Consider the following 12,653-nt stretch of genomic DNA (forward strand, 5'->3'; position numbering starts at 1 on the left):
AATTGGTTTTAATGCTTAATTAGTACCTATAGTTTACGTTGAGCTTTTTCCCAAACTGCGCTTTGTGTTGAGCTAAAATACCTGATAATACCCGCCAGTACCGCATAGTTCATTACACAAAAGTAGTATGGGATAAACAACACTTTGATACGTAATTGCTTTTTCTCCATTATAAAACCAAGTAATGCCAGCAGATAAAACAATACCTGCGCAAACAAAAGCAGCCTTATACCAGTGGCGCCAGGTTCAAAGGCAAATATCATGTTTAAAATAAAGGATAATATGAGCAGGAAAGGTGTAATAGTCCATCGTAAAACACGGTGGCTGATGTATTGAAATGATAAAATGGGATAGGGGAATGGGTTAAATAATTTTTTTAAGCGTATGATAGATTGTATTCCGCCGGCTGCTATTCTCACTTTTCTTTTCAGTTCTTCCGACACATTTTCTGAAGCAGTTTCGGTTGCATAGGCTTCGGGCTCATAAACAATACGATAACCTTTGGCAGCTATCAGCATCGAGATCATAAAATCATCCAAAACGGTATCAGCTTTTACAGGCTGGTATAATGAACGGCGAACACTGAACAATTCGCCCGCTGCGCCCACTACCGAATAAAGTTCGGAGTCCCATTTTTTTAGGGCCGATTCATACTTCCAGTAAAAACCTTCGCCGGCAGCACTTGCGTCGGCATTTTCATCAATTTGTACCCGCTTTTCGCCCGCTACAGCGCCAACAGTGGCATCACTGTAATGCCGGCAAATTTTAACAAGGGCATCCTTATTTAAGAAGGTATTGGCATCGGTAAAAACAACCGTATCGGTATCAACATACTCCATAGCACGGTGTACCGCGGCGATTTTGCCCGCCCGCTGGGGTTGATGCAATAATTGAATTTGGGGGTATTGCGCAATAATATCTGGTGTTTTATCTGATGAGCCATCGGTTATAAAAAGCAATTTGAGTTTACCCTGGGGATAATTGAGCAAAAGGCTATTATTAATTTTTTCCTTAATAAAATATTCTTCGTTATAAGCAGCAACTACCAGTGTACAGGTGGGCAGCAGGTTTGCGTTTTCGGTTATTGACGGTTTAACACCTTTAACCGCTCTTTTAATTTTAATTATAAAATACAGCAATATACCATACCCTGCAAAGGTGTAAAAAACGATGAAGAGGCTTAACGCTAAAATAATTTTCATGCTATGGTGTTGATAGGATAACCTAAATTACTGCTGTTTTTGGAGTGGGTTACATTCCACCAAATGGCCTTAAAAAGCGCAGGTATAAAGCTGTTATTTTTGTCCTTAATATAATTAATCACATTTCGGGGCGTAACAATAAGCAAGAAATAAATGTAGAAGAAGAGCTTTTTAAATAATGGCGCATTGCGGCGTGTAAAGAGTATACGGTTACGATTCATAAAATACTCTTTGAGTTTGCTTTTTTTTCCCACGGATACAGATTCTTTGTGATAGATTAAAGCCTCGGTGTTTACCCATGCTTTATAACCTGTTCTTATGATCTGCTCACACCAATCTACTTCTTCGTAGTATAAGAAGAAGCTTTCGGCCATTAAACCGGCTTTATCTATTGCATCTTTCCTTATCATCATAGCAGCACCATGACAATAAGCCGTTGGTCCTATAATATGGTCAAATTGCCCCTCATCTTTTTGGCGTAATCCAATGCAGCTATTACGGCATGTATAATAATTCATGGGGGTGTAGCCCGCGTATTGTATGAGTTGTTTATCGTTATAGTATTTAATCATTGGCGATATCAGGCCCACATCTTCATGGGTATCCAGGGTACCAACCAGTTTTTCTATTAATCCTGCAGTAAATTCGGTATCATTATTTACCAGGAACAGGTAGTCGCCGGTTGCCTCTTTTATGCCGAGGTTATTGCCCCCTGCGAAGCCAAGATTAATCTCCGATCGGATGAGTTTAACAGCCGGGTATTTTAACAGCCATTTGGGTATAGGGTTTGCTCTACTGGCATTATCAACTATAATTATCTCAATATTGCTGTAGGTGTTTGTTTTTTCTATTGAAGAAAGCAGTTCTTCGGTGACTACGGGCTGGTTGAAATTTACAGTGACAATAGAAACTTTTTTCATCAATAGTAATAGGTGTTGTAATGGCTTTGCTTTTACGGATTATTTAATTAAAAGTTTACTTTATATACCTATGAATTTATGCTGCAGTATGATCATGCGGTGTATGAATGAATTTTTTATTTGCACCTTTTAACTTAAATAGTAATAAAAACATTGTAAAAAATATCAATGGTAATTTAAGGGCGGCATTTAATAATTTACCATTAAAATATGCTCCGGGTATGGCAACAACAATAGCAGCATAACAGCAAAATGTTGCAGCAAGCCACAACTGCCATGAGGGGCCAATACCCGGAGTTAATAACGAGATCAGTAACATCAATGGCATTATCCCCAACATCAGCACCCTTGGTAATATCGACATTTGATAGATCTCATTAAAGTAATCAAAGTTGCCATTTATAAATAATTCACGGAAACCACTCATACCATATACCCGCAGTAAATTAAATTGTGCAGATAGCCATCTCTTGCGTTGTTTTTTAAATACTTCGGGGTTGCTTACCTTTTCGTCGTATACCAAAGCTTTTTCGGCATAAGCCACGCTGATTTTTTGACGGGTAAGTACCAGGCCCATTTCTTTATCAAAACCGCCAACCGCATCAATTTGCCGCATAGTTGCCTTAAATAAGTTGTACTCCAGTGCCATACCAGAGCCTATAATGGCTGCCGACAGGTTAAACACCCGCTGCGACTTCCTGAAAATATGATTGTTGATCTCTTCGCTTATGGCATCAAGCATGGCTACGTTTGTATTGGTATTTTTAGCTATCCTGTGGCCTTGTACTACCTTTTCGCCTGCCTGTAAATAATTATTGATCTGGTAAAGGTAATCCGGGGCAGCTACGTTATCAATATCGTAAACTATAGCGGCATCAAAACCCGGGATTGTGTTTTCGATACCTTTATTTAGTGCTTTTGATTTGGTGCTGTTCTCAAAAAATACTTCAACAACCTGTAATGGCATCTGTCTCAATTTTTTAAGTGTTTCGGGTTTAAGCGAATCGGCTATGATACAGACATGGAATTTATCAGCAGGGTAATCAAGTGTTAAAGCGCTTGCAGCAGAGTTTAATAAAATTTCATCTTCTTTATAAGCGCAGATATAAATAACAAATTTACTTAATGAAGCAGCAGTGGCAGGATATTTTATCGGAACTAATTTCCCTAACACAGAGAATACAAATAAGTAGATACAATATATTCCCAGGTATATAAATGCCAAACTCATTATTACAGATGCAATAAACTTAATGATCTCCATATTTTTAATAAGTATTAATACCTTTTACTTGCTTTTTAAAGGTAAAGTTGTGTTATAACGGATTTAATTAACGCTTTTTTAAATTTAATGCCAGAAGCTTTTCTATTTCAATGATCCTGTGCTCCCAGGTATTTTCTGCTGCAACCGCAAGCCTTTTTTGTTGCAATTCGGGCGTGTCTTTTAAAGCTTCGTTTATTGCACGAGTGAACTCTTCAGCGGTTTGGCAGTAGGCAACTGTATCGCCTGTAAACTCCTGTAAATCGGGATTAAAGTCTGAAGACACAGCAGGTTTGCCGGAGCCAAGGTATTCAAATAACTTTAAAGGGAATATCGAGTTACTTACTTCGTCTTTTTTAAACGGAATAATAGCTACATCAAATCCTTTTAAAACTGATGGCATTTGGTCATATGGCACGGCTCCCTTTACAAATATGTTGGGCGCATTGTATATGCTGTCGTCAACATACTCTTTGCTTATAGGGCCAACCAAAACAAAGTTCTTATCCGCATTTTGCGCGGATATTTCAATTAACAGCTTATAATCAATTCTGCGTTCGATGTTACCGAAATACCCAATAACTGGCTTACCGATACCTGATAAAATATTAGCCACAGGTAATAATGGATCGAGTGCTTTTTGGCTATGCCTGATGTTTGCCGCGTTAGGTATAAAATACGAATTGGGGTTTAATTTAAGTTTGTTATTCCTCAATTCTTTACTGGTACAAATTACCAGATCGACACTTTTAACCACAATATCTTCTGATATCAGGCCATGTCTGAGCTGATAGATCTCAATAAGGGGATCAACACAATGATAAACTGTTAATGCCGGCTTTATCAAATTATGAAAAGTAGGGTAGGTATAGTTGTAAGAGTTGATATAAATGTAATCTGTTATGTTAAATTTCCTGATCACTTTTTTGAGTCTTGCTGCAACTATTAGTTCATTGACCCTGAGGCCAATACGGTACAACCACCCCTCGGGTAGCATATTGATAGAGGGCACCGGGGGAGAAATAACAATTTTAAGATTTGGTATTTCTGTTTGTATAATGTTATTAGTTGATGAAAAAAAATGAGGTTTCCTGATTTTATACTCAGGAGTATCTTTATATTGTATGTAATCTCTCCAGGTAAAAGGCCTGTCAACAAAGTAAACAAAGTTGTTTTTTGCTAAATACCGGGCCATAGTGTAGTTTGTTGATTCAAGGCGGCCATCAAACTGCATCTGCGAAAATATGATGATATTGCGGTTCTTAAGCTCCATATTAAATTTGCCGGGTTTCTTTTTTCCTCAACTTGTTATAAAGCATGCCTATTAATTCAATCAATTCAAGATACCCTAAATAAAAGATGTCTTTAATTGAAAATTCCAGGTGTTTTTTAAGCGTCACGTAACCGAATATGGCCCCCGAAAAGAATGTAAAAATTGATGCAATAGCCACGCCATACAGGTTATGAAAAATGAAGATCCCTGCAAAATCGGCACTTACATTAACAGCCAGCATAATGAAAACTTTAATCATGTTTAAATGGGGCTTTCCAATAATATCCAGTGTTATTCCAAAAAACCTGTCGATAGGTAACAGCATTACAAAGCACATAAATATGCGGAAGATATTGCCCGCATCAGAGTGCTGGTAACTGCCGCCGAACAATAAACCGATAACCAGGTCGGCTAATAAAAATGCAATTACAGCTACAGGAATTAAGGCAATGGTAAGCATCCCCGCGTACTTTTTGAGGATGTATGATACATGCTTTTTATCTCCGCGATGCACAGCTGCCGACATTACGGGCAATGCAGTTGCGACGAAAGCCCTCAGTGGAATCTCAAAAACCTCCATTAATCTTTGCGGAATATAATAAACAGCCAGCAATCCCGACGGGAACATCATTTTTATGATAAATGTATCCGAGCTGCGCAACAGGTATGAACTGATGGAAGTCCCTACGCTATATTTACCAAAATGGGCAAGTTCTTTAACAGATGCCCAGTTTTTACTGCCGATAGTTTTTATCCTGGACCAACCTAAGGTTGTAGTGGTAATACTGCTGATGACGTTATTTAAAAAGTAACAATAAATTATGTTTTGAAAGCTGATTCTATGGAAGATGATCAACAATAATATAAATATAAAGAAACCTCCCTGGTTAATTAACTGTACCATGAATAGTTTATCAAAGCGTGCTTCGGCCTGTAAAATCCAGCCGGCAATGGCTGTTGGTAAAGTTGACAGAAAAATAATGCTAAACCATTTTAATATGATAACCATATTGAGATTGCTACCAAAGTAAAAAACATACATTAGCAAATTTCCGATCCCGAAGGTAAAAGTGATTATAAGTCCAATATACCATGCAGAGCCGGCTATGATAGCTGATCTTTCGGGACTGGTGCCGGCATAGTATTTTATAAGCGAGGTTTGCAGGAAGCCGGTTCTGAAAGTATCAGCGAGATTGAATATGACCAGGAAGAAAATATAGTCGCCAAAGTCGGACCTAGAGAGGTGACGAGCCATTAACGCTAATATAACCATGCCCAAAACCGGCATTATAGCGTTACTTGCTAAAGAAATTGTGTGTTTATTTATAAGCTTTTTTAAAACGCCCATTGCTTGTTTGTTACGCTTTTTCCCAGCAATTTGTTTTAAAATTGTACTTTTTAATTACTTTGGCCGGATTGCCTACTGCCACCGAATAATCGGGAACATCCTTGGTAACCACGCTGCCGGCACCAATTATGGCATGTTTGCCTATGGTTACACCTGCTGTAATTACGCTGTTGGCGCCCACCCAAACATTATCGCAAATAGTGATTTGTTTTGTTACAACTTTTTGCATCCGTGGCGGAAGTGTTACATCCTCATAGCCATGGTTAAGGCCCGATATTACAATGTTTTGGGCAAGCATTACATAATTGCCCATGCTAACCGGTCCAATAATCACATTACCTATGCCGATGCCACAGTTGTTGCCTATTACTACATCCCCAACACCATTATTGATGGTCGCGAAATCTTCAATAATGCTTTTGCTCCCTAATGAAAACTTATTAAAGGGGAATATATCCAAACGTGCATAATACCTTACAACGGCACCTTTACCCCGATGGTGATAAAAAGGAGTAATAAACCAGCGCACCCACAACCTGGGCCTTGATTGACCGGTTGGTATGAGCATCCAGTGAACCAGTTTTTTTAACTTTGAGTTTGATTTTATTGTAGCTATTACTGACATCGGCTTTAATTCTATTGTGGTAATAATACTTCGCCTTTATTGTTGCTTGCACCCATCAGTTTTTGTTGTTCTGTATCAAGTCGCCTGCAGGCCACTATAATGGCAATTGCAAGGTAAAATATAATATTTGACGGATATTGTACAATGGCCTGCTGCGGAAAGTTACCTATATTAAAAGCAAATATCACCAGTATCATGGCCATACAATAGTTTTTAAGCTGCGGATCTTTTATAAGGAAGAAATTGTTAATGCCACTACGTAATACCACAAAAAACAATGTACAAAAAAGGATCAATCCTACCCAGCCCATTTCAACGGCTACACGTACATAACCGCTATCCGGCGGAAATTTAGCCAGCATGGAGTTTGGTGAGAAACGCCTGCCCCAAACACCCACAGACCCAAGGCCTCCGCCAAAGGGATGGGCTAAAATGAATGGTTTGATGCGCCTTTGGTTTTCGGCGCGTACGTTATAGGATGCATCATTAGAAGGCTTAAAGGCAGTTTGAAACCTTTTTATTAACGGGTTTGATGTGGGGGCAACAATTAAAACGCCAAGCATTAAGCCGGCTACTACGGTAAAAATGAGTACCTTTCTGTTAAAATTAAGTACAGCCAAAATAATAAGCGAGGCCGGTAACAGCACATAAGCCGCCCGTGTACCCGAATAAAGCATTACATATAGGAAAAATGCAGCCAGGCACCCCAATGTGATCTTTTTGCGTAAAGTTATATTTCCCATAATAAGGGCAATGCATAATAAAGAACCAATTACCATGTTATAAGAGAAAGTAACCGGATCTGAAAAAATGGCAAACTTGCGCATGTGCCCATCAATGAACAGGAGGCTTACCCGCTGTGGATCACCATAAAGCCATTTTCGTTCGAATGATAAAAAACCAAAGTTTTCCTGCTGGAAGGCTGATATTGCGGCAATGAGGTCGAGTGCAAGCCAGAGTTTTAACAGGTATTTAATGAAATCAACAGACCGGATATGGTAAACAAATACAAAGTACATCAGCATAATAAAGCCAACCGTACGTACAGTATAAACCCATGCTAAAACAGATGCCGCAGCCGGGTTTATAGCCTGCAATAAATTGTATACAAGCCAAATGATAATGAGTGTACTTATTGGGTTTTTAAAATAACTCCAGTCATTTTCGCTTTTTTGTTTGACGAAATATCCAAGAATCAAAAGGTAGGTGATAGCATCAAGCAAGGTACCTATTGGCACCCCAGCAGGTAAAAATTCTGAAACGTAATTGATAAAAAACGAAGCAATAATTAATACAGTTATCCCAATTTTGGGATAAGCTACAATAGCAAAAAGAATAGGTAAACCTACCATTAACACAAAAATGGCGCCTATGCCCATGAAGCCCAATTCATAAACTATTAAGCCTACAATAACTGCGGCGGCTACCAAAAAAGATAATATAAACGGACTTGAAAATTTTTGAACAAGCAAACTTTTCCAAAATGATCCCCTTACTTTATTATCTGTTTGGTCATTCAGCATTTAACATAGCTATTGATTTATAAAAACAAAATTTTAACCGCCCATACAAAAACGCCGGCAAAGGCCAGTATGATGGCTGCCTTACGCGATCTGTTTTGAAGAGCCGTTAAATTTTCAAAAGGATCTGGCTTTATTTCTGCGGGATCTATTCTCATAACGGGTAAAGCTAAAGGTAAATTAACCCCGATAACATTGCGGGTGTTTTATTTACATCTATTTTCCTTTTTTATTATTAATAGTGGCCTTGTTTAACACCCAGCCACCAAACTTATTACCAAGGCTTTTTAAAAAGGCCAGGTAAGGCTTTTGTGCGTTTGTTATGCTTTTATTAGCTTCAAAAACAGCTATTGTTTTATTGGCAAACAATAACCACTCTTTTGATTTATTTAATGAACTTAGTGGTGCTGTATCTATAATAATTATATCGTATTTTGCTCTGAGAGCATCAAAGCGGTTTTTAACAAATATTTCGTCGCCAATTTCAAGCAAGGTTACATCGCCGCCATGGTTACCTAATACGGTTGATGTACTGCTACCTGCTTCAAGGTTATTAATTACGGGGGTATTTTTAAAATAATCTTCAAGAAACATGGCAGGACGGATGGCCATTGTGAGGTCGGGATTGTTGAAGTTTCCATCAATCAGCAAAACCTTTTTGTTAATCATAGCGTAGGAGTAGGCCAGGCTTGTAGCAAATAGCGTTTTACCCTCATAAGCTGTCATGCTGGTAATCGCTATAACCCTTTCCCCGCGCAGTTCCTGGTCAATTTCAAACCTTATTGATCGTAACAGATCTTTAAACTGCTGCATTTTATCGCGGTTCTCTACATCCCAAAGTTTTCTCAGGTCGAGATTTGCCCCATGAATCTTGTTAAGAACGCCCAATAAAGGCAATTGTGTTTTATTAACCAGTTCGGCTGGTTCCTTAATCGTATTATCAAGGTAGAACAGTAAAAATAAAACGAACAGACAAACAAAAAGCATCGCTATCGCGCTTAAACCAATCAGCAGCATTTTTTTTGATGGTTGAGGAGCTTCGGGCGCGGCAACTTCAACCTGAATCAGTTTAATTGAGAAGTTTGATTTCAGGTTAGTTTCGTTGTACTTATTTAAAACTTCCAGGTACTCTTTACTGGCAATGTCAATGTCAAAATAATAGGTGTTAACCTTGGCATCAAAAGGCACCAGGCGGGCAAACTTTCCATTCAGGTCGGCCAGTTCGCTGTTTATAGATTGAATGCTGTATTTAGCCATATCACGGGATATTTCCAGCGTTAATTTTTGCTTAACCAGTTCGTCTTTAGCTATAAGCGGGCTGCTTATATATTTATCCGACGACTGATTAATTTCGGAAGCCAGTGTTTTTTGCAGAGAATCTAATGCAGGTTTGTATTTAGGATCATAATTGCTGCGTATATACCTGTTTTGAACAGTATGAAGTTCATCCTGGGTTGAGGTTATAGCCTGGTTATATCTACTTATGGTTGATTCTAAATATTTTCTATCTGCAGGGTCAAATTTATCATTAATGGTTTTAAGGGCGCCTTCATTAGATGCAATATCCTTTTCTGCTTCCTGCTTTTTATTAGTATAAACCAGTATCTGGCTAAAAATGGCTCTTGATTGTTCCTCAAGATTTAATATGCCATTATCTATCTTATATTTTTGAAGCTGAGCTGTTTTATCACTTAGCAAGCCTCTTTTTTGCTTCATCAGATCCGATAAAAAAGAAACGGCGGTTGATTCGTTTTGCTTTACCGTTTGTGTGTAGTATTTAATAAACTGTGTACATAGTTCGTTTACCACAGTTGCAGATAATTGTGGATTTTCTGAATTATACATTACAGATATAAAATCACTGTCTTCATCCCTGTAAATTATCAGTTCCTTACGTAAAGAACCATCATCATATTTCATGGAACGCAGCAGGTCGTTCAAGGTGCTTTCCTTCTCGTTGTAAAGTAATAATGCTTCAAGGTGATCAAACTTATACTGGAAAACCTTTAGCGCCTCCGCCCGTTCATATTCATGCATTTCTGCAAGTTGCTTGCTGTATTTGCGAAATGGTGCATCTGGATTCTTAAGGTCATGTATGATAAGCAAGTAAGAAACCTGGTTAACTATTTTTTTTAACCTCATAATAGCCAGTAGGTTACCAAACTCACTTAATACCTGTTGTTGCTGAACATTTGCATCCTTATCAAGAAGATGACGTGATCCGTCAATAATGCCGGTGGCTATTTGCGCATGGGATACATAACGATCCGGAAGATTTTTAACTAAGTAAAACGATACTACTATAGTTATAAGCGGTAAAAAAATTAGTATTAATCTGTATTTTTTTAAAAGCTTAAAAAAATTGGTTATCTCCATTTATTTTACATCCTCTAATTTAATACCTAATAGCTCTTCAAGACTGGTTTTGGTTGTCCATGTTGCTAATTCTGCCTGTACCATATACGAATTTTGAGTATAATAACTGTTTAGTTGTTCGTTATAAACCTGAAATGTGATTTCTCCTTTTTGAAAAGCGTATTTCATCTGTTTAACCGCGCTTCCCGCATCAGTTACTGCGCCCGAACGTAACCTTAGCTCTGTCATTGCAGCAAGGTAAGCAAAGTAAAGTTTTCTTACCTGGGCTTCAAGATTAAGCATGTATTGGGCCTGTTCGTATTGCGCTATTTTATAAGTTTCACGCGCCGCATTGGTTATTGAAGGGTTTTTAAACAGTTGACCAATATTAAGTGTTATAGCCAGCTGGTAGCCCTTAAATATGGTGGGTCGTGCCTGGTTAACTAAATTTTGCGGACTATAAATGTAAGAGGCGGTTAATCCATCCAGCCATGCAAATTTGGTTGCATTATAATTGCTGTGGGCGGCGTTTACCTGGCTTTGCTTCGCTTTAACCTCCGGATAGTTCTTTTTAGCGATAGCTACCAGCTTATCAAGATATGGCATGTTAACCGTATTAATAAATGTTTCCTGGGCATATAATTGTTTAGAAAACAGGGTGATAGTTAATAAAAAGCAAAAAACTTTTATAGGTTTATTCATTATTTATACTTTTTCTTTTTGAAAGAGAGCTGGCACAGTTCCAACAATAATCCGTAAATCTAACCAAATAGAGTACTTTTGAGCATAAAAGTTATCCAGTTTTTTTCTTTCCCTTTCAGACATATCTTCTTTTCCCCGTTTGCTTATCTGCCATAACCCGGTTAAACCAGCGGGCCCCAGGAACCTCATCGACCACTCGTTTGAGGTTAACATTTCGGCCTCGTAAACGGGTAACGGCCGGTTGCCAACTACAGACATATCGCCAACTAATATGTTAAAAAGTTGCGGCAGTTCGTCTAAGCTCGAATTACGTAAAAAGTTGCCAAGCTTTGTTATACGCGGATCGTTTTTAATTTTTACAAATGCTGCTTTATTGGCTCCGCCCCCGGTTGCGTACTGATTGTTCTCTGTTGACAATTGAGCTAACAATTGATCTGCATCGGTTCGCATCGATCTGAATTTGTAAAAATCAAACACTTTGTAACCCGTACCAACACGTTTACTTTTATAAAGTACCGGCCCCTTTGAATCAAGCTTTATAGCAATAGCGATAAGCAGGTAAAGCGGCGACAGGAAAAATAACATTGCCCCCGAGATGCCAAGGTCAATAATACGCTTTCCAAAAGGCATTTTGTAAGTTGTATCAACCTCTTTTGAAAGTTCAAGCAGCTTTGGTTTTATCAACTTAAAGGTTACCAGGAAGTTTAGCCTTTCGCGCAGGTCATCAATAGCAAAAGGCTGGCTATAAAAATCATGTACTTTAAGTTGAATAGCCCTTTTTTTAAGTGTTTTGTCGTTTTGAGTGGATAACAAAACAATAATTGATCCATTAAGCAAAAAGCTTTTTTTAATTTCTTCAACAAGTGCAAAGCATTTTCCACTAGCATCTACCTCCATCAGGATAATGTCTGGTACGGTTAAAATAGACTGCTCTTTAAGGTAATTGTCAAGCTCGGCAATGGAATCGTTAAGGTGGATATTAAAATTGCTAAGGCCGGTTAATATCAGATTTTTAAAGTTCAACCCGGCATAAGCAATCTTGATGTGCGAACCTGAGTTTTTGTTCCAATCAGACGTTTTGTGATTCATAAACTTGTAAGAGTTTGTTAATTGCTGATTTTAGCTCAGTAGGTTTAAATGGTTTGTACATGTGTCCGTCTATTTTGAAAGGCATTTTGCTTACCTGCTCATCCAGATCGTGGGCTGCGGATAGTAATAAAACCGGAATATCGCGATAAAACCCACTTATTTTAACATTTTTAGCAAATGACTGACCATCAAAATAAGGCATTTCAAGATCAGAAAGGATCAGATCGGGCATGTTGCCATCTTCTAACCAACCAAATGCATCAATGCCGTTGTTTTTAACCACAACATCATAGTCTTTTGAAAGAATAAAATTAAGTAATTTCAATATGCTTAAATCGTCATCAACAATTAGTAAGGT

The 12,653-nt window shown here is 38.2% G+C and carries 12 protein-coding genes; all 12 read right to left on the minus strand.

Annotated elements, in window-relative coordinates; all coding sequences use genetic code 11:
• Window positions 1-26: 26 nt before the first annotated feature.
• Window positions 27-1,202: a glycosyltransferase family 2 protein gene (locus AC1DQW_RS24870; protein WP_477456516.1), complete on the minus strand. Its 1,176-nt coding sequence runs from the start codon at window positions 1,200-1,202 to the stop codon at window positions 27-29.
• Window positions 1,199-2,122 (minus strand): glycosyltransferase family 2 protein, encoded by a 924-nt coding sequence (locus AC1DQW_RS24875; RefSeq protein WP_477456517.1) that lies wholly within the window; start codon window positions 2,120-2,122, stop codon window positions 1,199-1,201. Before AC1DQW_RS24875 ends, AC1DQW_RS24870 begins: the two co-directional genes overlap by 4 nt.
• 76 nt (window positions 2,123-2,198) lie before the next feature.
• A complete protein-coding gene (locus tag AC1DQW_RS24880) occupies window positions 2,199-3,386 on the minus strand; it encodes a glycosyltransferase family 2 protein (protein ID WP_477456518.1) in 1,188 nt (395 codons plus the stop codon).
• A 67-nt stretch (window positions 3,387-3,453) separates the two neighbouring features.
• Complete coding sequence (locus tag AC1DQW_RS24885; protein ID WP_477456519.1) at window positions 3,454-4,656, minus strand: glycosyltransferase; 1,203 nt, start codon at window positions 4,654-4,656, stop codon at window positions 3,454-3,456.
• A gap of 1 nt (window position 4,657) precedes the next feature.
• A complete protein-coding gene (locus tag AC1DQW_RS24890) occupies window positions 4,658-6,004 on the minus strand; it encodes a lipopolysaccharide biosynthesis protein (protein WP_477456520.1) in 1,347 nt (448 codons plus the stop codon).
• Between the two features lie 10 nt (window positions 6,005-6,014).
• Complete coding sequence (locus AC1DQW_RS24895) at window positions 6,015-6,629, minus strand: acyltransferase (protein ID WP_477456521.1); 615 nt, start codon at window positions 6,627-6,629, stop codon at window positions 6,015-6,017.
• 11 nt (window positions 6,630-6,640) lie between these two features.
• Window positions 6,641-8,152, minus strand: coding sequence for an O-antigen ligase family protein (locus tag AC1DQW_RS24900; protein ID WP_477456522.1), 1,512 nt, complete (start codon window positions 8,150-8,152; stop codon window positions 6,641-6,643).
• A gap of 17 nt (window positions 8,153-8,169) precedes the next feature.
• Window positions 8,170-8,307: a hypothetical protein gene (locus AC1DQW_RS24905; RefSeq protein WP_477456523.1), complete on the minus strand. Its 138-nt coding sequence runs from the start codon at window positions 8,305-8,307 to the stop codon at window positions 8,170-8,172.
• Window positions 8,308-8,365: 58 nt separating this feature from the next.
• Window positions 8,366-10,525, minus strand: a complete 2,160-nt coding sequence (locus AC1DQW_RS24910; protein ID WP_477456524.1) for a GumC family protein — start codon at window positions 10,523-10,525, stop codon at window positions 8,366-8,368.
• Window positions 10,526-11,206 carry a TolC family protein gene (locus AC1DQW_RS24915; protein ID WP_477456525.1) on the minus strand — a complete coding sequence of 227 codons (681 nt, stop codon included), beginning with the start codon at window positions 11,204-11,206 and terminating at the stop codon, window positions 10,526-10,528.
• A 3-nt stretch (window positions 11,207-11,209) separates the two neighbouring features.
• Window positions 11,210-12,295, minus strand: coding sequence for a sugar transferase (locus tag AC1DQW_RS24920; RefSeq protein ID WP_477456526.1), 1,086 nt, complete (start codon window positions 12,293-12,295; stop codon window positions 11,210-11,212).
• Window positions 12,276-12,653 (minus strand): response regulator (locus tag AC1DQW_RS24925; protein ID WP_477456527.1); only part of this gene is annotated, 378 nt, incomplete at its 5' end. The genes AC1DQW_RS24925 and AC1DQW_RS24920, both read right to left, overlap by 20 nt.

It is taken from the genome of Mucilaginibacter sp. P5_A4 (genome assembly GCF_056400605.1).

Bases quoted from the DNA above. Each gene is read 5' to 3' on its own strand.
- AC1DQW_RS24870 (WP_477456516.1), bottom strand. From the start codon at position 1,202: ATGAAAATTATTTTAGCGTTAAGCCTCTTCATCGTTTTTTACACCTTT.
- AC1DQW_RS24875 (WP_477456517.1), bottom strand. From the start codon at position 2,122: ATGAAAAAAGTTTCTATTGTCACTGTAAATTTCAACCAGCCCGTAGTC.
- AC1DQW_RS24880 (WP_477456518.1), bottom strand. From the start codon at position 3,386: ATGGAGATCATTAAGTTTATTGCATCTGTAATAATGAGTTTGGCATTT.
- AC1DQW_RS24885 (WP_477456519.1), bottom strand. From the start codon at position 4,656: ATGGAGCTTAAGAACCGCAATATCATCATATTTTCGCAGATGCAGTTT.
- AC1DQW_RS24890 (WP_477456520.1), bottom strand. From the start codon at position 6,004: ATGGGCGTTTTAAAAAAGCTTATAAATAAACACACAATTTCTTTAGCA.
- AC1DQW_RS24895 (WP_477456521.1), bottom strand. From the start codon at position 6,629: ATGTCAGTAATAGCTACAATAAAATCAAACTCAAAGTTAAAAAAACTG.
- AC1DQW_RS24900 (WP_477456522.1), bottom strand. From the start codon at position 8,152: ATGCTGAATGACCAAACAGATAATAAAGTAAGGGGATCATTTTGGAAA.
- AC1DQW_RS24905 (WP_477456523.1), bottom strand. From the start codon at position 8,307: ATGAGAATAGATCCCGCAGAAATAAAGCCAGATCCTTTTGAAAATTTA.
- AC1DQW_RS24910 (WP_477456524.1), bottom strand. From the start codon at position 10,525: ATGGAGATAACCAATTTTTTTAAGCTTTTAAAAAAATACAGATTAATA.
- AC1DQW_RS24915 (WP_477456525.1), bottom strand. From the start codon at position 11,206: ATGAATAAACCTATAAAAGTTTTTTGCTTTTTATTAACTATCACCCTG.
- AC1DQW_RS24920 (WP_477456526.1), bottom strand. From the start codon at position 12,295: ATGAATCACAAAACGTCTGATTGGAACAAAAACTCAGGTTCGCACATC.